At 71.9% G+C, this 22,880-nt stretch carries 22 protein-coding genes; 2 read left to right on the top strand and 20 right to left on the bottom strand.

All coding sequences use genetic code 11. The features are described 5' to 3' along the window. Positions 1-302: 302 nt before the first annotated feature. The 13 genes from leuA to hrcA all read right to left on the bottom strand — a co-directional run bounded on the left by leuA (position 303) and on the right by hrcA (position 13,850). Complete coding sequence (leuA, locus tag Q9R28_RS01095; RefSeq protein WP_209683009.1) at positions 303-2,072, bottom strand: 2-isopropylmalate synthase; 1,770 nt, start codon at positions 2,070-2,072, stop codon at positions 303-305. A gap of 199 nt (positions 2,073-2,271) precedes the next feature. Beyond that, positions 2,272-3,672, bottom strand: a complete 1,401-nt coding sequence (locus tag Q9R28_RS01090; RefSeq protein ID WP_311205312.1) for an ABC transporter permease — start codon at positions 3,670-3,672, stop codon at positions 2,272-2,274. Then, a complete protein-coding gene (locus Q9R28_RS01085; protein WP_251154955.1) occupies positions 3,669-4,421 on the bottom strand; it encodes an ABC transporter ATP-binding protein in 753 nt (250 codons plus the stop codon). Before Q9R28_RS01085 ends, Q9R28_RS01090 begins: the two co-directional genes overlap by 4 nt. A 136-nt stretch (positions 4,422-4,557) precedes the next feature. Next, on the bottom strand, positions 4,558-5,247 hold the full coding sequence (locus Q9R28_RS01080; RefSeq protein WP_311205311.1) for a response regulator transcription factor: 690 nt from the start codon (positions 5,245-5,247) through the stop codon (positions 4,558-4,560). Next, positions 5,244-6,479: a sensor histidine kinase gene (locus tag Q9R28_RS01075; RefSeq protein WP_144411283.1), complete on the bottom strand. Its 1,236-nt coding sequence runs from the start codon at positions 6,477-6,479 to the stop codon at positions 5,244-5,246. Before Q9R28_RS01075 ends, Q9R28_RS01080 begins: the two co-directional genes overlap by 4 nt. A gap of 56 nt (positions 6,480-6,535) precedes the next feature. After that, positions 6,536-7,516, bottom strand: coding sequence for a GTPase Era (gene era, locus Q9R28_RS01070; protein ID WP_311205310.1), 981 nt, complete (start codon positions 7,514-7,516; stop codon positions 6,536-6,538). Then, positions 7,513-8,835: a hemolysin family protein gene (locus Q9R28_RS01065; RefSeq protein WP_311205309.1), complete on the bottom strand. Its 1,323-nt coding sequence runs from the start codon at positions 8,833-8,835 to the stop codon at positions 7,513-7,515. The genes era and Q9R28_RS01065 overlap by 4 nt, the downstream gene beginning before the upstream one ends. A gap of 4 nt (positions 8,836-8,839) precedes the next feature. Continuing rightward, positions 8,840-9,301 carry an rRNA maturation RNase YbeY gene (ybeY, locus tag Q9R28_RS01060; protein ID WP_066653869.1) on the bottom strand — a complete coding sequence of 154 codons (462 nt, stop codon included), beginning with the start codon at positions 9,299-9,301 and terminating at the stop codon, positions 8,840-8,842. After that, a complete protein-coding gene (locus tag Q9R28_RS01055) occupies positions 9,298-10,359 on the bottom strand; it encodes a PhoH family protein (protein WP_311205548.1) in 1,062 nt (353 codons plus the stop codon). Before Q9R28_RS01055 ends, ybeY begins: the two co-directional genes overlap by 4 nt. 109 nt (positions 10,360-10,468) lie before the next feature. Then, a complete protein-coding gene (locus Q9R28_RS01050) occupies positions 10,469-10,825 on the bottom strand; it encodes a histidine triad nucleotide-binding protein (RefSeq protein ID WP_066653863.1) in 357 nt (118 codons plus the stop codon). Between the two features lie 32 nt (positions 10,826-10,857). Further along, on the bottom strand, positions 10,858-11,604 hold the full coding sequence (locus Q9R28_RS01045) for a 16S rRNA (uracil(1498)-N(3))-methyltransferase (RefSeq protein ID WP_311205308.1): 747 nt from the start codon (positions 11,602-11,604) through the stop codon (positions 10,858-10,860). Further along, positions 11,604-12,716, bottom strand: a complete 1,113-nt coding sequence (gene dnaJ, locus Q9R28_RS01040) for a molecular chaperone DnaJ (RefSeq protein ID WP_066653858.1) — start codon at positions 12,714-12,716, stop codon at positions 11,604-11,606. The genes Q9R28_RS01045 and dnaJ overlap by 1 nt, the downstream gene beginning before the upstream one ends. 111 nt (positions 12,717-12,827) lie before the next feature. Next, entirely contained in the window at positions 12,828-13,850 is a 1,023-nt protein-coding gene (gene hrcA / locus Q9R28_RS01035) for a heat-inducible transcriptional repressor HrcA (RefSeq protein ID WP_209683023.1), read from the bottom strand. 108 nt (positions 13,851-13,958) lie between these two features. Between hrcA and Q9R28_RS01030 the strand changes: the two genes are divergently transcribed. Continuing rightward, positions 13,959-14,402 carry a DUF4870 domain-containing protein gene (locus tag Q9R28_RS01030; RefSeq protein WP_235426567.1) on the top strand — a complete coding sequence of 148 codons (444 nt, stop codon included), beginning with the start codon at positions 13,959-13,961 and terminating at the stop codon, positions 14,400-14,402. Positions 14,403-14,424: 22 nt separating this feature from the next. Here the strand turns inward: Q9R28_RS01030 and hemW are convergent, their stop codons facing one another. Beyond that, on the bottom strand, positions 14,425-15,660 hold the full coding sequence (gene hemW, locus Q9R28_RS01025) for a radical SAM family heme chaperone HemW (RefSeq protein WP_311205307.1): 1,236 nt from the start codon (positions 15,658-15,660) through the stop codon (positions 14,425-14,427). 28 nt (positions 15,661-15,688) lie between these two features. On the opposite strand from hemW, the gene Q9R28_RS01020 reads away from it, so the two are divergent. Beyond that, positions 15,689-16,381 (top strand): HAD family hydrolase, encoded by a 693-nt coding sequence (locus Q9R28_RS01020; RefSeq protein ID WP_311205306.1) that lies wholly within the window; start codon positions 15,689-15,691, stop codon positions 16,379-16,381. A 76-nt stretch (positions 16,382-16,457) separates the two neighbouring features. Here Q9R28_RS01020 and Q9R28_RS01015 read toward each other — a convergent pair whose 3' ends face one another. From Q9R28_RS01015 to lepA, 6 genes are all read right to left on the bottom strand, one after another. Next, positions 16,458-17,105, bottom strand: coding sequence for a DUF1990 family protein (locus Q9R28_RS01015; RefSeq protein ID WP_066653852.1), 648 nt, complete (start codon positions 17,103-17,105; stop codon positions 16,458-16,460). A 37-nt stretch (positions 17,106-17,142) separates the two neighbouring features. Then, positions 17,143-18,450, bottom strand: coding sequence for a family 16 glycoside hydrolase (locus tag Q9R28_RS01010; protein ID WP_311205305.1), 1,308 nt, complete (start codon positions 18,448-18,450; stop codon positions 17,143-17,145). After that, the gene (locus tag Q9R28_RS01005; protein ID WP_311205304.1) at positions 18,447-19,385 is read right to left on the bottom strand and encodes a S26 family signal peptidase; all 939 of its coding nucleotides are present in this window, start codon (positions 19,383-19,385) and stop codon (positions 18,447-18,449) included. The genes Q9R28_RS01010 and Q9R28_RS01005 overlap by 4 nt, the downstream gene beginning before the upstream one ends. Next, a complete protein-coding gene (locus Q9R28_RS01000; RefSeq protein ID WP_251160114.1) occupies positions 19,382-20,005 on the bottom strand; it encodes a hypothetical protein in 624 nt (207 codons plus the stop codon). The genes Q9R28_RS01005 and Q9R28_RS01000 overlap by 4 nt, the downstream gene beginning before the upstream one ends. Positions 20,006-20,015: 10 nt before the next feature. Continuing rightward, positions 20,016-20,639 carry a hypothetical protein gene (locus Q9R28_RS00995; RefSeq protein WP_144411281.1) on the bottom strand — a complete coding sequence of 208 codons (624 nt, stop codon included), beginning with the start codon at positions 20,637-20,639 and terminating at the stop codon, positions 20,016-20,018. Between the two features lie 338 nt (positions 20,640-20,977). After that, entirely contained in the window at positions 20,978-22,825 is a 1,848-nt protein-coding gene (gene lepA / locus Q9R28_RS00990) for a translation elongation factor 4 (protein ID WP_066653837.1), read from the bottom strand. Positions 22,826-22,880: the final 55 nt, after the last annotated feature.

Genomic DNA, 22,880 nt, shown 5'->3' with positions numbered 1-22,880 from the left:
CGGACGACGCCGAGCGTGACCGATCCCGCCCGCTCGACGCACCGCCGTCGACGGACGACGCCGAGCGTGACGGAATCCACCCGCTCGCGGCACCGCCGATGCCGCGCGACGACCGGTCGTTGGCGTCCTGTCCGGTCGGCGCCGAGCGGGCAGGATACGCCGCCTGAGTTCCGTCCGGCGGGCAGATCCCGTCGCCGGACGACGCCGAGCGTGACGGGATCCGCCCGGTCGACGACGCGTCCACAGACGGGAGGCGCGGTGTGGGACGGACCCGCACCGCGCCTCCCGAGAGCGCTGGCGTCCTACGCCGTGACCAGCTCCGGCGTCCCGGTCGCGGCCCCGGCGCGCACGGCCCGGTTCACCGCGGAGACGATCGCCTTGAGCGAGGCGGTCGCGATGTCGGCGTCGATCCCGACGCCCCACAGCCGGGTGCCGTCCACGTCGAGCTCGACGTAGGCGGCGGCCTTCGCGTCACCCGAGGCGCTCATCGTGTGCTCGGAGTAGTCGTACAGCGTGACCGCGACGCCCTGCTCCCGCATGACGGTGAGGAACGCGTCGACCGGACCGGTGCCGACTGCATCGGCGGCGACGGACCCCTCGTCGACACGCATCGCGACGTGGAGCTCCGTGGTGCCGTCGAAGTCGCTCGACGTCGCCGTCTTCGTGATCTCGTACCGGCCCCACTTGTCCGACTCGTCGTCGGCGGGCAGGTACTCGTCGCGGAACAGGTCCCAGATCCGGTCGGACGAGAACTCGCCGCCCTCGGTGTCGGTGCGCTGCTGCACCACGCCGGAGAACTCGATCTGCAGCTTGCGGGGCAGGTCGATCGCGTGGTCGGTCTTGAGCAGGTACGCGACGCCGCCCTTGCCGGACTGCGAGTTGACGCGGATGACGGCCTCGTACGAGCGGCCGATGTCCTTCGGGTCGACGGGCAGGTACGGCACCGCCCAGGCGATGTCGTCGACGGACTTCCCCGCGGCGGAGGCCTTGGCCTGCATCGCCTCGAAGCCCTTGTTGATGGCGTCCTGGTGCGAACCGCTGAACGCCGTGTAGACCAGGTCGCCGGCCCAGGGCTGCCGCTCGGGCACCGGAAGCTGGTTGCAGTACTCGACGGTGCGCTTGACCTGGTCGATGTCCGAGAAGTCGACCTCGGGGTCGATGCCCTGCGTGAACAGGTTCATGCCGAGGGCGACGAGGTCCACGTTGCCGGTGCGCTCGCCGTTGCCGAACAAGCACCCCTCGATGCGGTCCGCCCCGGCCATGTAGCCGAGCTCGGCGGCGGCGACGGCGGTGCCGCGGTCGTTGTGCGGGTGCAGCGACAGGATGACGTCCTCGCGGTGGTCGAGGTTGCGCGACATCCACTCGATCGAGTCGGCGTAGACGTTGGGCGTGGCCATCTCGACCGTCGCCGGGAGGTTGATGATCACCTTGCGGTCGGAGGTCGGCTCGAAGACCTCGAGCACGGCGTTGCAGATCTGCGCCGCGACCTCGAGCTCGGTGCCCGTGTAGGACTCCGGCGAGTACTCGTAGAACACCTGCGTGCCGTGCTGCAACCGGGCCTCGGCCGCCTTGCACATCCGGGCGCCCGCGACGGCGATGTCGACGACGCCCTGCACGTCGGTGCGGAAGACGACCTCGCGCTGGACGATGGACGTCGAGTTGTAGAGGTGCACGATGGCCTGCTTCGCCCCGTCGATCGCCTCGTACGTGCGGTCGATGAGGTGCTCACGCGCCTGGGTCAGCACCTGGATCGTGACGTCGTCCGGGATCGCGCCGTCCTCGATGAGCGACCGGACGAAGTCGAAGTCGGTCTGCGATGCGCTCGGGAAGCCGACCTCGATCTCCTTGTAGCCCATCCGGACGAGCAGGTCGAACATGGCCCGCTTGCGCTCGGAGTCCATCGGGTCGATCAGGGCCTGGTTGCCGTCGCGGAGGTCCACCGCGCACCACCGAGGCGCCCGGTCGATGCGCTTCGTCGGCCAGGTGCGGTCGGGCAGGTCGACGCGGATCTGCTCGTGGAAGGGGACGTACTTGTGGATCGGCATCCCGGAGGGGCGCTGGGTGTTCTGCATGGTCGTCGCTTTCGTCGTCTCGCCGGCATCGGCGCTGTGGGGGGCCACGACGGACTCCGCGACGAGGTGGGCCGTGTGTCAGGCCTCGTCGCGGCAGCGAAGGAGGAGGAGCGCCGAGTACATCGCTGCCACCGTAGCACTGGTACACCAGCGCGGTGCAAGTGGATGACGTCCCGGACGCTCCTCCCGACCCGTGCGGTCAGTCGACGGCGAGCGCCTCGGTCGGCGACACCCGCATGGCCCGCCGGACCGGTGCGACCGTGGCGACGACCGCGAGCACGAGGGCCCCCACCACCACGACCGCGACGGTCAGCGGCGGCAGCACGGGCGTGACGACCGTCCCGAGCGAGCCGAGCATCGTCTGCCCGCCGACCCAGCCGTACAGGGTGCCGAGGACGAGTCCGGTGACGACCGCGGCGACGACCATCTGCACGGCCTCGGTCACGATCATGCGTCGGACCTGCGCTCCGGTCAGCCCGAGGACGCGCAGCAGGCCGAGCTCACGACGACGCTGGAGCACGCCGAGCGCGAGGGCGTTCACGACGCCGACCGCGGCGATCACCGCGGAGAACCCGACGATCACGCTCACGACGGCGTTCAGCTGCACGAAGAAGTCCCGCTGCGCCTGGACCGCGTCCGCCGGCAGGGAACCGTCGCCCATCGCCGCCATCTGGGTCTCGACCACGTGCTGCATGATCCCGAGCGCGACCGCGAAGGTGACGAGCAGGGTCACGCCGATGACGAGCCCGATGGTGGCCCGTGACGACCGGCCCGGAGCCCGCATCGCGTTGCGACCGGCGAGCAGGACGACCGGGTCACGGGACCCGATCCGACCGATGAACTGCAGGACCGGGGGCATCACGATCGTCGCGCCGACCGCGACCCCGGCGAAGGAGACGAACCCGCCGAGGGCCGCCGGCAGGACGGCCGCGGGCGTGGCGGGGCTGAGGACCAGACCGAGCACCATCAGCAGCGCACCGACCGTCATGAGCAGGACCGCCCAGACCGTCCGCGCCCGGCCCGACCGGACGTCGGCGTGGCTCGGCTCGACGGTCGATGACAGCGCCTGCAGCGGCGTGACCGTCAGCACCCGGCGGGACCCGGCCGCGAACGCGCCCCAGGTCGCCAGGACCACGGCGACGAGCGGCAGCACGAGTTCCCACGGGACGAGCGTGTAGGTGGTGTCCGGGATAAAGCCGGTGCTCCGCAGGACCGCGACGAAGCATGCGGCCAGCCCGGTGCCGACGACGGTGCCCACCGCGCCGCCCACGGCACCGACGACGAGGCCGGTGCGGGTCGTCCGGGCACGCAGGGTGGCGCCCGTCGCCCCGATCAACCGCTGGAGGGCGATCGTGCGGGTCTGCCCCGCGATGATCGTGGCGCAGGTGTTCGCCGTCACGATCGCACCGACGTAGAGGGCGATGCCGAGGAAGAGCCACCCGACGACGGACAGGATCGCCCGGACGGGTGCGAGGTCGTCGAGACCCGCGGCAGCCATCGCCTGGGTCGCGATGCCGGGAGCGATGACGAGGGCGGACCCGAACGTCGTGCCGAGGGCTGCGACGAGGACCGTCGGGGCGAACGTGCGCAGGCCGGTCACGCGGCTGCCTCCATCCCGAGCATCGTCGCCGAGATCTCGGCGGCGGTCATCGACGGGCGGTCGTCCACGATCCGCCCGTCGGCGAGGAAGAGGATGCGGTCCGCGTTCGCGGCGGCCGTCGGGTCGTGCGTCACCATGACGACGCTCTGCCCCCACTCCTGCACGGCGCCGCGGAGGATCGCGAGGACGTCACGCCCGGTGCGCGAGTCGAGGGCGCCCGTCGGCTCGTCCGCGACCACCACGGCGGGACGCGACGCGAGCGCACGCGCGATCGCGACGCGCTGCTGCTGTCCGCCGGAGAGTTGGTGCGGCCGGTGGGTCAGACGGTCACCCAGGCCGAGCAGGTCGACGAGCCGGTCGATCCACGCCGACTCGTCCCGGCTCGGCTGGTGCCCACCGAGCAGGAACGGCAGCCGGATGTTCTCCCGCACGTCGAGCGTCGGGACGAGGTTGAAGGACTGGAACACGAACCCGAGCCGGCGACGGCGCAGTTCGGTGAGCTCGCGGTCCCCGAGGCCGGTGATGTCGACCCCGTCGATCGTGATCCGCCCGGTGCTCACCGCGTCGAGCCCCGCGGCGACGTGCATGAGCGTCGACTTGCCGGAGCCCGACGGCCCCATCACGGCGGTGAACTCCCCCGCCCCGATGTCGACGCTGACGTCGTCGAGCGCGGTGACGCGGCGGGCGGCGTCGCCGTAGTGCTTGGACACGTGGTCGAGCCGGATGATCGGGGTGTGGTTGGTGGTCATGCTCCGAGCCTGGCGGCCGGGAGGCGCGTCCCGCGTCCGTCGCGCGGCTCCTGTGGATGGTCCGCTCGGCTCGACGTGCTGTGGAGGGGTCATCCTGTCGGATGACAGCGGGTCGCTCCGCCGGTCGACGCCGGGGTCAGTCGGCCCTGGGCACCAGCCCGTGCTCGTGCGCGAACACGACGAGCCGGACGCGGTCCCGCAGGTCGAGCTTGCTGAGCACGCGCGAGATGTGCGTCTTCACCGTCGCCTCGCTGACGTACTCGTGCTGGGCGATCTCGCTGTTGCTGTACCCGCGTGCCGCGAGGTCGAAGATCTCCCGCTCACGGGGCGTCAGCTCGGCGAAGGCGGCGGGCACCGCGGCGGCCTGGGCCGCGCCGTCGTCGTACCGGCGGAGGAGCTCGCGGGTGGCGGAGGCGGCGAACACGGCGGTGCCGGCGTGCACGGTCCGGACCGCGGCGAGCAGGAACTCCGGGTCGGCGTCCTTGAGCACGAAGCCGCTCGCGCCCGCCCGGATCGCCTTCGCGGCAGCCTCGTCGAAGTCGAAGGTGGTGAGCACGAGCACCTTCGCGGCGTCTGCCCCGCCCTGCTCGACGATCCGTGCGGTCGCGGTGATCCCGTCCATCACGGGCATCCGGACGTCCATGAGCACCACGTCCGCCCCGGTGCACCGCACGAGCTCGGCGCCCTCGGCCCCGTCGCCGGCCTCACCGACGAACTGCAGGTCGGGCTGTGAATCGATGAGCATCCGGATCCCGGTGCGGAAGAGCGCCTGGTCGTCGACGAGGGCGACCCGGATCGGGCCACCGGTCGGCTGGGACGTGGTCATCTGGTGCGCTCCTGCTCCATCTGGGTGATGCGGCCGCGGGGGAACTGGCCGCTCGCGGGGACCGCGGGCATGCGCACGGCCACCACGAAGTCGTCACCGCGGTGCCCGGCCGTCATCGACCCCCCGGTCATCGTGACACGCTCGCGCATGCCGACCAGTCCGTGCCCGGTGCCGGGGCCGCTGGAGCCGTCGTCGGCGCGCCGGTTCACGACGGTGATCTCGACGGTGTCGGGACGGTAGGTCAGCGCGGTGTGGACCGGTGTCCCGCTCTCCCCGTGCTTCCACGCGTTCGTCAGGCTCTCCTGGACGATCCGGTACACGGCGAGCTGGGTCGTCGTGGGCAGACCGGTCGGGTCGCCTTCCCGGTCCACACGGACGTCGAGGCCGACCTCGCGCATCTCGGCCACGAGCACCTCGAGGTCGGCTGCCTCGGGCGTCGGGGCGGTCCCCTGCTCGTGCCGCAGGGCGCCGAGCAGCTCGCGGACGTCACCGAGGGCACTGCGAGCGGTGCTCGAGATGGTCTCGAGCGCCTGGTCCGCGATCGCGGGGTCGGTCTTGGCGGCGTAGCGTGCCCCGTCCGCCTGGGCGATGACGACGGCCAGCGAGTGCGCGACGATGTCGTGCATGTCGCGGGCGATCCGCACCCGCTCCTGCTCGACCGCGACCGCACGGTCGGCGCGTGCGGCATCCCGTTCGGCGACCAGCTGGGCCTCCCGGCTCATGCTCGCGGACCGGCGGGCGCGGCGGACGAGTCCGGCGAGCCACGGCAGCAGGAGCAGCAGCAGGACGCCGGCGAACGTCGCGAGCACGACCTGCAGGGTCTCGAGCGTGGGCGACGAGGCGGTCTCGATGCCGGAGCGGCGCTGGTGGTCGTACAGCCCGACGTACGCCGCCGCGACCGCGGATCCGCCGATGGCCGAGACCAGGCCGGCGATGCGGACGCGCTTGCTGCCGTAGGCGCTCGTGGTGAAGAGCACGCCGGCGAGCAGCGCGTTCGAGTAGTCCGGCACCTGCATGGTCACCATCTCGAAGACGGCGATCACCCACGAGAGTGCGAGCGACAGCCCCGGCGACAGGCGACGGATCGCGAGGGCGATGCTCAGTCCGACCACCGTCACCAGCCAGAGGGACGGCAGGTCGGCGGACGCACGCAGGAGCGTCAGCAGCCCGCCGAGCAGCACCGCTGTGGTGACGTCGGTGACGAGCTGCGCGCGCAGCAGGGGGCGGAACACCACCCCACGGTACGACCCGGCCGGAGGACGCGCGTCCGACCAGGGGATGACCCGGATCAGAAGCCCAGACGGCCGAGCTGCTTCGGGTCGCGCTGCCACTCCTTGGCGACCTTGACACGGATGTTCAGGTAGACGTGGCGACCGCCGAGCAGCGACTCGATCTCCGCGCGCGCCCGGGAACCGACGTCCTTCAGCCGTTCCCCGCCGCGGCCGATGACGATCGCCTTCTGGCTGTCGCGCTCGACGAACAGGTTCGCGAAGATCCGCAGCGGTCCGTCGGGGTCGTCCTCGTCGTCGGGCTCGACGACGTCCTCGATGACGACCGCGAGCGAGTGCGGCAGCTCGTCGCGGACGCCCTCGAGCGCTGCCTCGCGGACGAGCTCGGCGATGCGGTCCTCGTCGGTCTCCTCGGTGACGGTGGAAGCGTCGTACAGCTGCGGCGACTCGGGCAGCAGCTTCGTGATCTCGGCGAGCAGCACCTCGAGCTGCAGGCCCTTCGTCCCCGACGTCGGGATGATCGTGTCCCACTCCCGCAGCTGGGACACCGCGAGGAGCTGCTCGCCGACGCGGTCCTTCGGAGTGCCGTCGATCTTCGTGACGATCGCGATCTTCCGCGCCCGCGGGTACTGGTCGAGCGACTCGTTGATGAACCTGTCGCCCGGCCCGATCGGCTCGTCGGCCGGCACGCAGAAGCCGATCACGTCGACGTCACCGAGCGTCGACTGCACGAGGTCGTTGAGCCGTTCGCCGAGCAGGGTGCGGGGGCGGTGCACGCCGGGAGTGTCGACGATGATGACCTGGCCGTCGGGCCGGTGCACGATGCCCCGGATGGCGCGTCGCGTGGTCTGGGGCTTCGACGAGGTGATCGCGACCTTCTCGCCGACCAGGGCGTTCGTCAGCGTCGACTTGCCGACGTTCGGACGCCCGACGAAGGAGACGAAGCCGGCGCGGTACGGCTGGCCCGGTGTGTCGGTCCCCGTGGTCGCGTCGGTGTCCGTACCCGTGTCGGTGCCGTGGTCGGGTTCGTGATCGGTCATGCGTTCGGGGTTCCCGTCGTGCTCGGAGTGGTCTCGTCGAGGGCGTCCTCGGCGTCCTGCAGGGCGGCGCTCCGCTCGGCCAGGACGGTGATCAGGTGGCGGCGCTTGCCCTCGACACGGTCGGCGATCAGCGCGACCCCGGAGACGGTGACCTGCTCGCCGCGGACCGGCAGCCGGCCGAGCTCCTTCGTCAGCAGGCCACCGGCGGTGTCGACGTCGTCGTCCTCGAGCTCGACGCCGAAGAGGTCGCCGAGCTCGTCGATCGGCATGCGGGCGGAGATGCGCCAGACGCCCGGGCCGACCTCGGTCCGGTCGACCACGGTGCGGTCGTACTCGTCGGAGATGTCGCCGACGAGTTCCTCGATGAGGTCCTCCATCGTCACGAGCCCGGCGACCCCGCCGTACTCGTCGACCACGAGCACCAGGTGGTTCTTGGCGACCTGCATGTGCCGGAGGGTGTCGTCCGCGGGCTTCGACTCGGGGACGAACTCGGCCGGTCGCAGCAGCGCCGTCACCGGTTCCCGCTCGCTGCCGGGCTGCTCGTACAGGGCGCGGGAGACGTCGCGCAGGTAGAGCACGCCGAGCACGTCGTCGCTGTCCTTGCCGGTGACCGGCATGCGCGAGACGCCGGCGACCAGGAACCGTTCCATCCCCGCGGCCAGGGTGGCCTCGCCGTCGACCGTGAGCATGTCGGTCCGGGGCACCATGACCTCGCGCACCAGGGTGTCGCTGAACTCGAAGACCGAGTGGATGAGCTCGCGGTCGTCCTGTGCGAGCACGTTGCTCTCGGTCGCCTCGTCGACGAGCGAGAGCAGTTGCTCCTCGCTCGACACCGTCGATGCGCTGCGGCCACGGCCGGGGGTCACCCGGTCCCCGATCGCGACGAGGAGCCCGGCGAGCGGACCGAGCACGATCCGGACGGCGCGCACGAGTCCTCCGGTGGCGCCGATGAGGCGCTCGGCGTGTGCGCGTCCGACGCTGCGCGGGCTCGACCCGACGAGCACGAACGACACGGCCGTCATGATCGCAGCGGACACGACCAGGGCCACCCACCAGGTGTCGAACACCGTGACGAGGGCGATCGTGACGAGCACCGCGGCGGCGGTCTCGGCGAGCACGCGGACGAAGTTCAGGGCGTTGACGTGCGCGCCGACGTCGTCGGCCACGGCCTCGATCGCACGACGGTTGCGGCTGCCGCGGGCGATCTCGTCGAGGTCGGCGCGGGACAGCACGGTGAGCGCGGCGTCGGACGCGGCGAGCAGACCGCCGACGACGACCAGGACGAACGCCGCCGCGAGCAGGACGGCGACGAGCACCATCAGGTCACCGCCCGCGTCGCTGTGCCGCGAAGGCGGAGAGGATCTCGCCCTGCAGCCCGAACATCTCGGCCTTCTCCTCCGGCTCGGCGTGGTCGAAGCCGAGCAGGTGGAGGATGCCGTGGCACGTGAGCAGCAGCATCTCGTCGGTGGTGGTGTGCCCCGCGGTCTTCGCCTGCTCGGCGGCGACCTGCGGGCACACGACGATGTCGCCGAGCAGCCCGGCCGGTGTCGGCTCGTCCTCGGTCCCCGGGCGGAGCTCGTCCATCGGGAAGCTCAGGACGTCCGTCGGACCCGGCTCGTCCATCCACCGGACGTGCAGCTGCTCCATCGCGCCCTCGTCGACCAGGACGATCGCGAGCTCCGCGTCCGCGTGGACGTGCAGCGCGTCGAGCGCGAAGGCGGCGAGGCGCTGGACGGCCTGTTCGTCGACCTCGACACCCGACTCGTTGTTGAGCTCGATGCTCACCGGTTGCCTCCTCGGGCGTCGTTCTGGGGGTACGGGGACTGCTGGCGGTCCTGCGGCGGGCGCCCGCGACGCTCGGCGCGGTTCGCTCCGGCGGGGTTGCCCGTCGGCGCGGTCCCCCGGCCGGCGGGGCGGTGCCCGGCCTGCTCCGCCAGACGTTCCTCGTCGTACACGGTGTAGGCGTCGACGATCCGTCCGACCAGGGTGTGGCGGACGACGTCCTCGCTGCCGAGCCGGGCGAAGTGGATGTCGTCGACGTCGCCCAGGATCCGCGTGACGAGCCGGAGACCCGACAGGTTGCCGGGCAGGTCGACCTGCGTGATGTCACCGGTGACGACCATCTTCGAGCCGAAGCCGAGGCGCGTCAGGAACATCTTCATCTGCTCGGGCGTGGTGTTCTGCGCCTCGTCGAGGATCACGAACGAGTCGTTCAGCGTCCGCCCGCGCATGTACGCCAGCGGTGCGACCTCGACGGTGCCGGCTGCCAGCAGCTTCGGGACCAGCTCGGGGTCCATCATCTCGTTGAGGGCGTCGTACAGCGGGCGCAGGTAGGGGTCGATCTTGTCGGTCAGCGTGCCCGGCAGGAACCCGAGCCGCTCGCCCGCCTCGACCGCGGGACGGGTGAGGATGATGCGGGTGACCTCGCGCCGCTGCAGTGCCTGGACGGCCTTCGCCATCGCCAGGTAGGTCTTGCCGGTGCCCGCGGGGCCGATGCCGAAGGTGATGGTGTGCTGGTCGATGGCGTCGACGTAGGCGCGCTGCCCGTCGGTCTTCGGCCGCACCGACTTGCCGCGGCTCGCCACGATCGGGGTGCCGAACGTGTCCGAGGGCTTGCGGTCCTCGTCGAGGATCCGCGCCGACGTCGGGATGTCGGCCGGACCGATGTCCTGCCCTCGCTTCACCATGCCGACGAGCTCGTCGACGAGCGCGTGGGCACGGGCGACGTCGCGCTCGGGTCCGGAGAGCGAGACCTCGTTGCCGCGGACGAGCACCCGGACGCCCGGGTACTGCCGCTCGACCGTCTTGAGCAGGCGGTCCTGCGGGCCGAGGAGCTGGACCATCGCGATGCCGTCGACCCGGATGTCGACGACGACGTCGGACGGGTCGGACACGGGTCGGGTCGTGGGTCGGTCCGGTGCGGGCGCGTCGGACGCGGGGTGGACGGAGTCGTCAACCGGCAAGGAGATTCCCTTCGTGCAGATCACCTGCGAGGACGTGCGCGTGCACGTGGAACACGGTCTGACCGGCGGCTTCGCCGGTGTTGAAGACGAGACGGAACTGGCCGCCGGCCCGCTCGTCCGCGATGCGGCGGGCGGTCGCGACGACGTGCGCCAGCAGCTCGGGGTCACCGGCGGCGAGCTCGGTGACGTCGCGGTACTCCTCGGTCTTGGGCACCACGAGCACGTGGACGGGTGCCTTCGGGGCGATGTCCTCGAACGCGATCACCCGGTCGTCCTCGGCCACGATGGTCGCCGGGACCTCGCGCGCGACGATCCTCGAGAAGATGCTCGGCTCGCTGCTGCTCATGGAGACCATCGTAGGACCCGCCTCCGACGCCGCTACCAGCGCCCGAGCCTGGTCTGCAGGACGGCCAGGGCGGACGGTCCGGCGGTCGAGGTGCGGAGCACGGTGTCCCCGAGCCGCACGCGGACGGCGCCGGCGGCCTCGAGCCGGTCGAACTCGGGACCGTCGATCCCGCCCTCGGGTCCGACGACCAGGACGATCTCGTCGACGTCGGCCGGCGGCTCCCACGCCGAGAGCCGCACCGCGCCGACCGGGTCCAGCACGACCAGCGCACGCCGCGCCTCCCGGCCGACCGCCGCCAGCTGCGCCGTCGTCACCGGTGCGTCCACCGTCGGGACGCGCGACCGGACCGCCTGCTTCGCGGCCTCCTGCGCGATCGCCGCCCACCGGGCGCGTCCCTTCTCGACCTTCGCGCCGTCCCACCGCGACACGCTGCGCGCTGCCGCCCAGGGGACGATGCGGTCGACGCCGATCTCGGTGGCTGCCTGCACCGCCATCTCGTCACGCCCGCCCTTCGCGAGCGCCTGCACGAGCACCAGCGCCGGACGCGGTTCCGCCTCGACGGCGACGTCGGCGACCGTCAGGGTCAGCGTGTCCTTGCCGGTCGACGCGACCGCGCCCGTGACGACCGTGCCCCGGCCGTCGGAGAGGCGCAGCGTCTCGCCGACGCGGACCCGCGCGACCGAGACGGCGTGTCGGCCCTCCGCGCCGTCGAGCGACACCGCGTCACCGGCGCCGAGGTCGTCGAGGGTCCCCGGACCGACGAGGTAGAGCGATGCCATCAGAAGTTGAAGAAGCGGTCGCGGAGCTTGCCGAACATGCCCTGCTGGAAGCGGGCGAGCTGCGGTCCCGGTGCCTTGTGCGTCTTCGCGAGCTGCTCGACGAGCCCACGTTCCTTGTGCGAGAGCTTGGTCGGGGTCACGACCTGCACGCCGACGCGGAGGTCGCCCCGGCCGGTGCCGCGCAGCTTCGTCACGCCGCGGTCCTTGATGACCAGGACGTCGGCGCTCTGCACGCCCGGACGGATCTCGAGCTCGACCGGCCCGTCGAGCCCGTCGATCGTCGTGTGCGCGCCGAGGATCGCATCGGTCATCTGGACCTCGAGCGTCGCGAGCAGGTCGTCGCCGTCGCGGCTGTAGACGTCGTGGTGGCGCACCTTGACCTCGAGGTACAGGTCGCCGGACGGGCCGCCCGCGGGTCCGACCTCGCCCTGGCCCGGCATCTGCAGGCGCAGCCCGGTCTCGACGCCGGCGGGGACGTCGACGGGGATGGTCCGGCGGGCACGGACGCGCCCCTGGCCCTGGCACGTCGGGCAGGGACTCGGGATGACGGTGCCGTAGCCGCGGCACGTCCCGCAGGGCGCGCTGGTCACGACGTTGCCGAGGAGCGAGCGGACCTGACGCTGGATGTGCCCGGAGCCACCGCAGATGTCGCAGGTGCGGGGGCTGGTCCCCGGCGCGCAGCACGAGCCGTGGCAGGTGTCGCAGACGACCGCCGTGTCGACCTCGACGTCCTTGTGGGTGCCGAAGACGACCTCGTCGAGGTCGACCTCGATGCGCAGCAGGGCGTCCTGCCCGCGCTCGGCACGGCTGCGCGGGCCGTTGCCGCGTCCGCCGCCACCACCCCCGCCGAAGAAGGCGTCGAAGATGTCGCTGAAGCCACCGGCGGCACCGCCGCCGAAGGGGCTCTCCTGCGGGCCGGCGTCGTAGCGTCGGCGCTGCTCCGGGTCGCTCAGCACGTCGTACGCGTGCGTCACGTCCTTGAAGCGCTCGGCCGCGTCCGGGCTCGGGTTGACGTCCGGGTGGAGCTCGCGCGCCAGCCGTCGGTAGGCCTTCTTGATGTCGGCATCGGAGGCGTCCGGCTGGACGCCGAGGACGTCGTAGTGGTCTGCCACGGTTCCCTCAGTCGGTTTCGGTTCGGTCGGTGGGTCGCGGCGGTCGCCGCGGTCCGGTCTGGAGGCGCGGAGCCGGTCCGCTGGACACCGCGCGTCGGGCGCAGGGTCCGGTCAATGTTCGCCCAGCAGCTTGGACAGGTACCGTGCGACCGCACGGACGGCGGCCATGTTCGTGCCGTAGTCCATGCGGGTGGGGCCGAGGACCCCGAGTCGGGCGACCGCTCCGCCGCCGGCGAGGTAGCCACCGGCGACGATGCTCGTCGCGTCGAGGCCGTACTCGGCGTTCTCGACGCCGATGCTCGCGGCGACGGCCACGTCGTCCACCTGCATCTCGCCGAACAGGCGGAGCAGGGTCACCTGCTCCTCGATCGCCTCGAGCACGGAGAACAGTCCGCCGGAGAAGTCGCGTTCGCTCTTCGCCAGGTTCGCCGCGCCGGCCATGACCAGGCGGTCCTGCCGGTTCGCCGCGACCTGCTCGATGAGCGTCGCGACGACCACGCCGCCGAGGGTCTGCGCGTCCGGACGGAGCTGCTGCGGCACCTCGCGCAGGGCACGCGGGACGTCCTGCAGCAGGAGCCCGACGCTCGCCCCGTTCACGACGGTGCGGAGCTCGGTGAGCGACCCCTCGTCGAGGGGGACGTCCGTCTCGACCACGCGCTGCTCGACCCGGGCGGTGTCGGTGATGAGCACGACCATCAGGCGGGTGTCACCGAGCCGAACGAGCTCGACGTGCTGCACGCGTGCGCGCACCATCGACGGGTACTGCACCAGCGCGACCTGGTTGGTGAGCTGGCTGAGCAGGCGGACCGTGCGACCGAGGACCTCGTCGAGGTCGTTCGGCGTGCCGAGGAAGGTCTCGATGGCGTGGCGCTGCGCGCTCGACAGCGGCCGGGCTGCGGCCAGGTGGTCGACGAAGAGTCGGTACCCCTTGTCGGTCGGCACCCGCCCCGACGAGGTGTGCGGCGCCACGATCAGCTGTTCGTCCTCGAGCTGCGCCATGTCGTTGCGGATCGTCGCGGCGCTGACCCCGAAGGCGTGGCGCTCGACGATCGTCTTCGAGCCGACGGGCTCGCGCGAGGCGACGTAGTCCCGCACGATCGCCTTGAGGACCTCGAGGGAGCGTTCGCTGACCATCCGGACCCCTTCCGTTCGATGCTGGCACTCGGACGTGTCGACTGCTGATCCTACGCCCGACCGCCGACCGACCGGGACCGCCGGGGCCCACGCCGGTACGCTCACGGCATGAGCTACGGACAGCAACCGGGCGGCCCGCAGGACGGCCGCTACGGCCAGCAGCAGGGCGGACCCCAGAACCCGCAGGGACCGCAGTACCCGGCCGGCTTCACGCCGCCCCAGCCGATGTCGCCGGAGGACCAGCGACTCTGGGCGACGCTGACGCACGTCGGCGGCATCTTCTTCAGCCTGGTCGTGCCGATCATCGCCTACCTGGTGCTGCGCGACCGCGGGCAGTTCGTGAAGGAGCACACCCGTCAGGCACTGAACTTCCACATCACGATGGCGATCGCCGGGTTCGTGTGCAGCCTGTTGGCGTTCGTCGTCATCGGACTCGTGCTGCTGCCGATCCTGTACGTGATCGTGATCGTCTTCGCGATCATGGCCGCCCTCGCGGCGAACCGCGGTGACTTCTACCGCTACCCGCTCACCATCGAGTTCATCAAGCAGTAGCGCGCGAGCGACCGCCGGCGCGTCAGTCGAGCAGCTCGCGGACGACCGCGTCCGCGAGCAGCCGGCCCTGCAGGGTGAGCTCGATGCGTCCCCGCACCGCGGCCGTGCCGTCCACGAGGCCACGCGCGATGAGACCGGCGACCCGGCCACGTGCCTCCCGGCCGAGCTCCGCGGTGGTGAGCTCGCCGCGGACGCGCGCGGCGAGCAGCACCCGTTCGACGTACCGGGTGTCGGCGTCGAGCGTCTCGCGCCCCGCCGCGGGCGACTCGCCGGCCAGCACCCGGTTCGCGTACGCGGCCGGGTGCTTCACGTTCCACCAGCGGGTGCCGGCGACCGCGGAGTGCGCGCCCGGGCCGACGCCCCACCAGTCGTGGCCCTTCCAGTAGGACAGGTTGTGCCGGCTCGCGTGGCGCTCCGGACCACCGGCCTCGTCGGTGCGCGCCCAGTTCGAGACCTCGTACCAGGAGTACCCGGCGTCGGCCAGGGTCCGGTCGGCGAGCTCGTACATGTCGGCGGCGAGGTCGTCGTCCGGGGCCGGCAGGTCGCCGCGGGCCACCATGCGCCCCATCGCCGTGCCGTCCTCGACGATGAGCGAGTACGCCGACACGTGGTCGGGCGCGCAGGCCAGCGCGGCCTCGAGCGAGGTGCGCCAGTCGTCGAGCGACTCCCCCGGGGTCGAGTAGATGAGGTCGAGGCTGACGTCGAGGCCCTGCTGCTTCGCGAGGTCCACCACGACCGGCACCCGCTCGGGGTCGTGGGTCCGGTCGAGCGTCGCGAGGACGTGCGGGACGGCCGACTGCATGCCGTAGCTCATCCGGGTGAACCCGCCGCGCTGCAGGGTCGCGATCGCGTCCGCGTCCACGGAGTCCGGATTCGCCTCGGTGGTGACCTCCGCACCCGGCAGGATGCCCCACGTGTCGTCGATCGCCCGGAGGATCATCACCAGGTCGTCCGCCGGCAGCATCGTCGGCGTGCCACCGCCGAAGAACACCGTCGAGACCGGGCGTCGCGGCACCCCGGAGCGGTCGAGGACCTCGGCCGCCCACCGGATCTCCTGCACCGCGTGGCCGGCGTAGTCGTCACGGCGCACCCCGCGCAGCTCGGACGCCGTGTAGGTGTTGAAGTCGCAGTAGCCGCACCGCACCCGGCAGAACGGCACGTGGACGTAGACGCCGAAGGGGACGTCGCCGACGCCGGGGCCAGGGGTGAGCAGGCCGTCCGCGGGAGCGGGATCGGCGATCGGGAGCGCACTCGGCATGGACTCCATTCTCGGCCATGATGGAGCCATGGAGCACCACACCGTCCCCACCACGGTGCTGTGGGACATCGACGGCACCCTCGTGCTGAACGCGGCGTCGCCCGGCAACCTGTACCACCTGGCCGTCGAGCGCGCGGTCGGCCGCGACCTCGTGCTGAAGGTCGGACACCAGCACGGCCGGACCGACGCCGGGCTCATCGCGGACCACGTCCGGGCACACGACCTCGACGACGCGCTCATCCCCACGGTCAGCGGGCACCTGCGCGACCTGACCGACGAGCGCTACGGCCGGGGCGAACGCCGCTCCCCCGCCCCCGGAGCCGCCGCGCTCGTCCGCCGGTTCGCCGGACTCGGCTGGCGGAACGGCCTGCTGACCGGCAACTCCGAGCACCGGGCCCGCGTGAAGCTGGGCGGGGCGGGCTTCGACCTCGGCGCCTTCGACTGGGAGCACTCGTACTTCGGGGACGCGGAGGTCGAGCGCACCGGCGTCACCGCACGCGCCGCCGCCGCCCTGTCCGGGGAGCGAGCCGTCATCGTCGGCGACACCCCGCGGGACGGCGAGGCGGCCGACGCGGTGGGGATCCCGTTCGTCGCGGTCGCGACCGGGGTCTACGAGGTCGACGCCCTGCGCGGGACGAGCGCGGTGTGCGTCGCGCGGGACTGCGTGCAGGACGCCCGACTGCTCGAGGAGGCGATCGCCGCGCTGCCGCCGCTGCGCTGAGCGGCGGCGGCGGCGGCGGTGGCGGTCGGTCGGTGCGCCGTACCGAGCACGCGGTCGGACGCCTCGTGTCGGCCGGTCAGTCGCCGCGCAGTGCGCTGAGGTACTTCGCTGCCATGACCCGCTGCTGTCGGCGGAGCAGCGGCGCCACGAACGCCCACTTCCGGCTCGACGGCTGCGAGAACTGGCGGACCTGCAGCCACACCGAACCGTCGCTCGTGCGCTCGACCACGAAGGACTCCTCGCCGGACAGTGGGTGCCCCTCGAGCGTGCCGTAGGCGAAGCCCTTGCGGTCGGTCTCGTCGATGATCGACACGACGCGGACCGGCGCGTGCACGGTCTGCCCGAACGCGTGCATCTCGAGCGTCGCCGTGGTGCCCGCCGTCAGCAGCGGGGTGCCGTCGGCGGCGAACTTCTCCACCCGGGGCGTGCCGATCGAGGCCGGTGCGATCGGCACACCGTGCTCGTCGAACGTCACCGGGTTGTAGCGGACCTCGTCGTCGTCGGGATGGTCCTCGACCTGCACCCGGATGCCGCTGCGCTCTTGGATCTGCCAGGTCAACGCCTGCGTCACCGCGGTCTCGAACCGGGCGTCGCCGTGGCCGATGCGCGCCCGCGACTCCGCCGGGGTGAAGCCCTCCGGCGGGTAGGTCATGAGGTCCGCCGCCTGCGTGGCACCGACGGCACCGTAGGTCAGGGCGGTCCGGTAGCTGCCGCGGGAACTCATGGAGCCATCGTACCGGGGCCGCTCGGCCCGACCTGTGTCAGCGTGGCGTGACGGCGAGGTTCCGCCACTCGGCCTCGGTGCCCTGCTCGCGGATCCCGACCGCGCCGCTCGTCGACGAGCAGGCACCGAAGGACACGCGACCCTGGACGGGTGTCCCGCCGTCGGCCGGTGACGCGGTGGCCGTGATCGTGCAGCCGACCGCCTCGACGGTGAGGTGCCACCACTCCTCGGCCTGCACCGTCCGACCGAAGGACACGAACGACCCGACGAACCCGGGCGACCGGTGCTCGCCGATGGTCATCCCGGTCGCGGTGATGCCGACGGAGTAGGCGCGCATCGAGTCGATCCCCGTGGACGGGTCGTTCACCCGGACGACGAGACCCGCGTCGCTGCCCGACCTCGGGGTGCGCATCAGGCGCACGTCGCCCGTCAGGGTCATGTCGCCCCAGACCCGGTTCAGGACCTGCTTGTCCCCGGTGTTCGCGTAGGCCGTGCTGCGGATCCGTTCCTCCTGCTGGTCGATCGCCCACGTGCCCCCGAACACCCGCGCGGGCGCTCCGTCCTCGAACCGGCCCGTGGCGAGGGTCGAGTTGTACGGGTCCGCCGCGAGCGAGGGTGCGAGGGCACCCGCTGTGGCCGTCACGAAGCGGTAGCCGGCTGCGCTGCCGTTGCCACGCAGCCCGATCGCGCCCGTCGTCAGGCAGTCGGCCGACGACTCCGAGACGCTCGCCCGCGTCCAGTCGTTCGCGCCGACGGTGGTCGACCAGGCGGTGATGCCGCACCCGGCGGCCTGCACGACCACGTGGTAGAACTGTCCGTTCGCGAGCCTGCCGGGGATCGTCGAGGACGCCAGTCGGGTCGTCGCACCGTGCTTCGTCCGGCTGATCGACAGCGTGTTGTCCGTCCGGTCCAGACCGATCGAGTACCCAGCGAACGCATCGGCACCCGGAGCGGGATCCGTGACGCGGACCAGGAGCCCGGCGTTCGTCCCGCTGTTCACCTGGACGTCCGCCTGCATCGTGTAGTCCGTCCACGACGGGTCACCCGTGACGGCCTTGGGCCCGTCGGAGGAGCCAGCCGTCTCGGTGAACGTGCCGTAGCCGAACTGCGTCCGGGTCGTCCAGGAGCCGCCGTAGGTCCTCCACGCCCCCTGCCCTCCGGCGAAGGAGTCACGGAACGGCAGGCCCGTCAGGGCGTAGTCACCGACCGTGCTCGCGGTGCTCCGGTTCGACGACGCGGCCGTGTACGCGGCGAGGGTGGGATCGGCCGTCGTGGTGACACCGGTCGCCACGATGAGCGCCACGACGAGCGCCCCGGTGAGCACGCCCGCCGTCCTGGCACTCACGACGACACCGCCGGGAGGTCCGTTGCAGGGCCCTCCGTGTCCCCGGGATCGGGGACACGGAGGCTCTGCGACCGGGCCAGGAGGGCCCCGACGACGAGGGGTGCGGCACAGAGCAGGGCGAGCACCGCCCAACCGAGCGGGGAGAGGTCGAGTCGAGCGGCGAGCGCGACCGCGCCGTCCGACCCCGGAGGCAGGGGCACCTGACCGACGGCACCGCTGAGGAGCCGGTCGGACGCACCGGACGGTCCGACCACCCGGATCGGCAGCAGACCGGTCGAGACCACGTGCGCCACCGGCCGCGTCCCCGGGTCGACGCCGGTCACGACGAGGGCGGCGAACGGTCGGAAGACCGTCACCACGCCGGCCAGCACCGCGGCCGAGCCGAGCAGGCGAGCGGCGGTGCGCGGAGCGCCCGCGCCGAGGAGCCCGGTCAGGAGCCAGACGAGACCGACCCCGCCGACGGACCACGGCAGCATGCGGAGCGCCCACCCCGCACCGGGCAGGACTGCGACGACCCTGCCGACGACGTCAGCGCGGCTGACGGTCCAGCCGTCGGCAGCACCGTTCGCGTCGCCCTTGGTGGTGAACGCGCCGTCCTCCACCGCGCTGATGCGGTGCGTGTAGGGCAGTCGAGGCGCCGTCCCCCCGCCCTCGGCGACCGGTGGGACGAAGGTGATGACGTCGCCGACGGCCAGCCGGTCCGGTCCAGGCGGCAGGGTGACGACGAGCGAGCCGACGGGTGCCGTGCGGCCCATCGACGGCGTCCGGACGTCGAACGTCCGGACGCCCGCGGCCGTCGCGGCCCCGACACCGAGCAGCACGAGCAGGACGACGGCGACGGTGACGACGAGCCGCACCCGCACGGCGCGGCCGGGAGCACGCCGGCGACCAGCCGCGGGGACGCCGATCGCGTCCCCGGTCTCCGCCACCGTCATGCGGTGAACGTCCACACGAGCGACTGGCTCATGCTCTGCGCCTGCGAGTCGTTCGGAGCCGCCGGGTCGAGGGCGACCGACACGACGGCGGTACCGCCCTGACCGGCCGCAGGCGCCGGGCTGACGGGGAAGGTCCGCCCGCCGACCGCCGCGGCGCTCTCCCCCGAGACCACGGTCGTGGTCCCCGTCGGCGTCGTCCACGTCACGGTGACGCGCAACCAGGAGCAGATGCTGTTCGACGTCGAGACGGTGCCGATGCAGGTGCCGGGGGTGAGCGAGAAGGCGGACGCGGTGACCCCTCCGGTGTTCCTGATCACCGTGGAGGTGCCGCGCGTCGTGTCCCCCGGCCGGAGGTCCTTGCCCGCGTAGAGGTCGGTCGAGCAGGTCGTGGTGGCCGTGGCGGTGCTCCTGCACGCCACGGTCGAGGCGTCAGGGCCCTGCGTCATCTCGATCGAGACGGTGTTGGCGGTGTTCGTGGTGTTCGAGATCGACGCCGTGTACGCCGACGTCGTGCCGGTCGCCGTCAGTGCGAGGGCGACCGAGGCGACGAGACCCGCCGCCGTGAGGAGCCAGCCCGTGCGCACCGAAGCCCGCGGGACGATCGTCGAGTGCCTTCCCACGACGGCACCGTCAGGCCGAGAACGTGAACGTGAGGGCCTGTGAGAGGGTCACACCCGACGTCGGCGCGGTCGCTCCGTCCGGGAGCGAGACCTGCACGGCCAGCGGGTAACGCTCGCCTGCGGCGGGTGGGTAGGGCAGCGTGATCGCGTTCGCCGCGAGGTACGCGGGCGTCGTGGACGCGGGCAGCACGTCGGCGCCGCGCCAGGTCATCTTCACGACGAGCTGGCGGCACAGGTCCGACCCGCTCTCGGGCGTGGTCGCGCACGGTCCGCCGGTCAGCCGGAAGCCGGTGGGCGTCGCCGTCCCGGTGTTCTCGAAGAAGATCGTCTGGGGTTCCGACCGGCCCCCTGGTCGCAGGGACTGGCCGCCGTAGAGGTCCGGGTCGGTGCAGCTCGCCGTGCCGTCGGCCGCGGTCGTGCACGCACCCGGCGAACCGTCCGCCGTCGTCTCCACGATCTGGATGGTCGAGGTCGCGACCGTGTTGGTGCCGTGCAGGAAGGCCTGCGTGAAGACCGACAGCGTGCCGCTGAAGCTCATGGCGAGCACCACCGCAGCAGCGACGCCGGCGGCGACCAGGACGAGTTCGGACCGTCGGCGCCGTGCGCGGGGGACGGTCGTTGCGTGACGGGACATCGTGGTTCGCACCTCCGTGTGCACCCCGGGTCCTCGAGCGCCGTGGCGCAGGAGCACGCACGGTCCGGGCGGCCGGGTCCACCCTGAACTGAGGGGTCTTCAGTCGCCCTCGGTACAGATGCGACCGTACAGATCGGGTGACCTGCCCGGTCCCCCAGAGTGCGGGCAGACTGGCCGGTCCACCCACCGCATCCGCGGAGGACCAGGCCGGCCGCCCCCGAACCCCCGGCGGACTGCGCCCCGATCTCGTCCGCTTACCGCACCGGGACGAGCGGATCCGGGAACGACGGAGCCCCGCTCGTGGCGGGGCCCCGTCGTGCTGCTCGTGCTCGCTGCGGCTACTTCTTCTTCTCTTCGACGTCGCCCGAGAGCGCTGCGATGAAGGCTTCCTGCGGGACCTCGACGCGACCCACCATCTTCATGCGCTTCTTGCCCTCCTTCTGCTTCTCGAGGAGCTTGCGCTTGCGGGTGATGTCACCGCCGTAGCACTTCGCCAGGACGTCCTTGCGCATCGCACGGATGCTCTCGCGGGCGATGATCCGCGCACCGATCGCGGCCTGGATCGGCACTTCGAACTGCTGCCGCGGGATGAGCTTGCGGAGACGCTCGGTCATCAGCGTGCCGTACGCGTACGCCTTGTCGCGGTGGACGATCGCGCTGAACGCGTCGACCTGCTCGCCCTGCAGCAGGATGTCGACCTTGACGAGGTCGGCGGCCTGGTCGCCGGTCGGCTCGTAGTCGAGCGAGGCGTAGCCCTGCGTCTTGCTCTTCAGCTGGTCGAAGAAGTCGAACACGATCTCGCCGAGGGGCATCTCGTACCGGATCTCGACGCGGTCCTCGCCCAGGTACTCCATGCCGAGCAGGGACCCGCGTCGCGACTGGCAGAGCTCCATGATCGCGCCGACGTAGTCCTTCGGCGCGAGGATCGCCGCGCGGACCATCGGCTCGCGGACCTCGACGATGCGACCGCCCGGGAACTCGGAGGGGTTCGTGACCTCGGTCACGGTCGTGTCCTCGTTCGTGACCTCGTAGATCACGCTCGGGGCCGTCGTGATGAGGTCGAGGCCGAACTCCCGCGACAGGCGCTCGGTGATGATCTCGAGGTGCAGCAGGCCGAGGAAGCCGCAGCGGAAGCCGAAGCCGAGCGCCACCGAGGTCTCGGGCTCGTACACGAGGGCCGCGTCCGACAGCTTGAGCTTGTCGAGCGCCTCGCGCAGGTCCGGGTAGTCGGAACCGTCGATCGGGTACAGCCCCGAGAACACCATCGGCTTCGGGTCCGTGTACCCGGGCAGTGCCTCGGTCGCCGGCTTCTGCGCCGTCGTGACCGTGTCACCGACCTTCGACTGCCGGACGTCCTTCACACCGGTGATCAGGTAGCCGACCTCGCCGACCGACAGTCCCTTCGTCGGCTTCGGCTCGGGCGACGACACACCGATCTCGAGGATCTCGTGCGTCGACCGGGTCGACATCATCTGGACCTTCTCGCGCGGGTGGATCGTGCCGTCGATCATCCGGACGTACGTCACCACGCCGCGGTAGCTGTCGTAGACCGAGTCGAAGATCATCGCGCGGGGGGCCGCCTCGACGTCGCCGACCGGCGCCGGCACGGTCCGGACCACGCGGTCGAGGAGCTCGGCGACACCGACACCGGTCTTGCCCGAGACGCGGAGGACGTCCTCCGGCTTGCCACCGATGAGCTGCGCGAGCTCGGCGGCGTACTTGTCGGGGTCGGCCGCCGGCAGGTCGATCTTGTTGAGGACCGGGATGATCTCGAGGTCGTTCTCGAGCGCCAGGTACAGGTTGGCGAGCGTCTGGGCCTCGATGCCCTGCGCCGCATCGACGAGCAGGATCGCGCCCTCGCACGCCGCGAGCGAGCGGGAGACCTCGTACGAGAAGTCGACGTGCCCGGGGGTGTCGATCATGTTCAGGGCGAAGGTCTGTCCGTCGAGCTCCCACGGCATGCGGACGGCCTGCGACTTGATCGTGATGCCGCGCTCGCGCTCGATGTCCATGCGGTCGAGGTACTGCGCACGCATCGCCCGCTCCTCGACGATGCCGGTGATCTGCAGCATGCGGTCGGCCAGCGTGGACTTGCCGTGGTCGATGTGCGCGATGATGCAGAAGTTGCGGATCGCCTCGGCCGGGGTCGCGGCGGGCTCGAGCGGCGCGGATGCTTGTGGGCTCACGGTTCCTCAGGGGGTCGGTGCGGTCGAACGATTGTCCCACGGTTGCACACGGGCA

This window comes from Curtobacterium sp. BRD11 (genome assembly GCF_031844345.1).
Lineage (GTDB): Bacteria > Actinomycetota > Actinomycetes > Actinomycetales > Microbacteriaceae > Curtobacterium.
The sequence above is the reverse complement of the archived record's forward strand: the minus strand, read 5'-3'. Positions and strand labels throughout refer to the sequence as shown.

Coding starts and splice junctions, on each gene's coding strand:
- leuA (WP_209683009.1), bottom strand. CDS start 2,072: ATGCAGAACACCCAGCGCCCCTCCGGGATGCCGATCCACAAGTACGTC.
- Q9R28_RS01085 (WP_251154955.1), bottom strand. CDS start 4,421: ATGACCACCAACCACACCCCGATCATCCGGCTCGACCACGTGTCCAAG.
- Q9R28_RS01080 (WP_311205311.1), bottom strand. CDS start 5,247: ATGACCACGTCCCAGCCGACCGGTGGCCCGATCCGGGTCGCCCTCGTC.
- era (WP_311205310.1), bottom strand. CDS start 7,516: ATGACCGATCACGAACCCGACCACGGCACCGACACGGGTACGGACACC.
- Q9R28_RS01065 (WP_311205309.1), bottom strand. CDS start 8,835: ATGGTGCTCGTCGCCGTCCTGCTCGCGGCGGCGTTCGTCCTGGTCGTC.
- Q9R28_RS01055 (WP_311205548.1), bottom strand. CDS start 10,359: ATGGTCCAGCTCCTCGGCCCGCAGGACCGCCTGCTCAAGACGGTCGAG.
- Q9R28_RS01050 (WP_066653863.1), bottom strand. CDS start 10,825: ATGAGCAGCAGCGAGCCGAGCATCTTCTCGAGGATCGTCGCGCGCGAG.
- Q9R28_RS01045 (WP_311205308.1), bottom strand. CDS start 11,604: ATGGCATCGCTCTACCTCGTCGGTCCGGGGACCCTCGACGACCTCGGC.
- hrcA (WP_209683023.1), bottom strand. CDS start 13,850: ATGGTCAGCGAACGCTCCCTCGAGGTCCTCAAGGCGATCGTGCGGGAC.
- Q9R28_RS01030 (WP_235426567.1), top strand. CDS start 13,959: ATGAGCTACGGACAGCAACCGGGCGGCCCGCAGGACGGCCGCTACGGC.
- hemW (WP_311205307.1), bottom strand. CDS start 15,660: ATGCCGAGTGCGCTCCCGATCGCCGATCCCGCTCCCGCGGACGGCCTG.
- Q9R28_RS01020 (WP_311205306.1), top strand. CDS start 15,689: ATGGAGCACCACACCGTCCCCACCACGGTGCTGTGGGACATCGACGGC.
- Q9R28_RS01015 (WP_066653852.1), bottom strand. CDS start 17,105: ATGAGTTCCCGCGGCAGCTACCGGACCGCCCTGACCTACGGTGCCGTC.
- Q9R28_RS01005 (WP_311205304.1), bottom strand. CDS start 19,385: ATGACGGTGGCGGAGACCGGGGACGCGATCGGCGTCCCCGCGGCTGGT.
- Q9R28_RS00995 (WP_144411281.1), bottom strand. CDS start 20,639: ATGTCCCGTCACGCAACGACCGTCCCCCGCGCACGGCGCCGACGGTCC.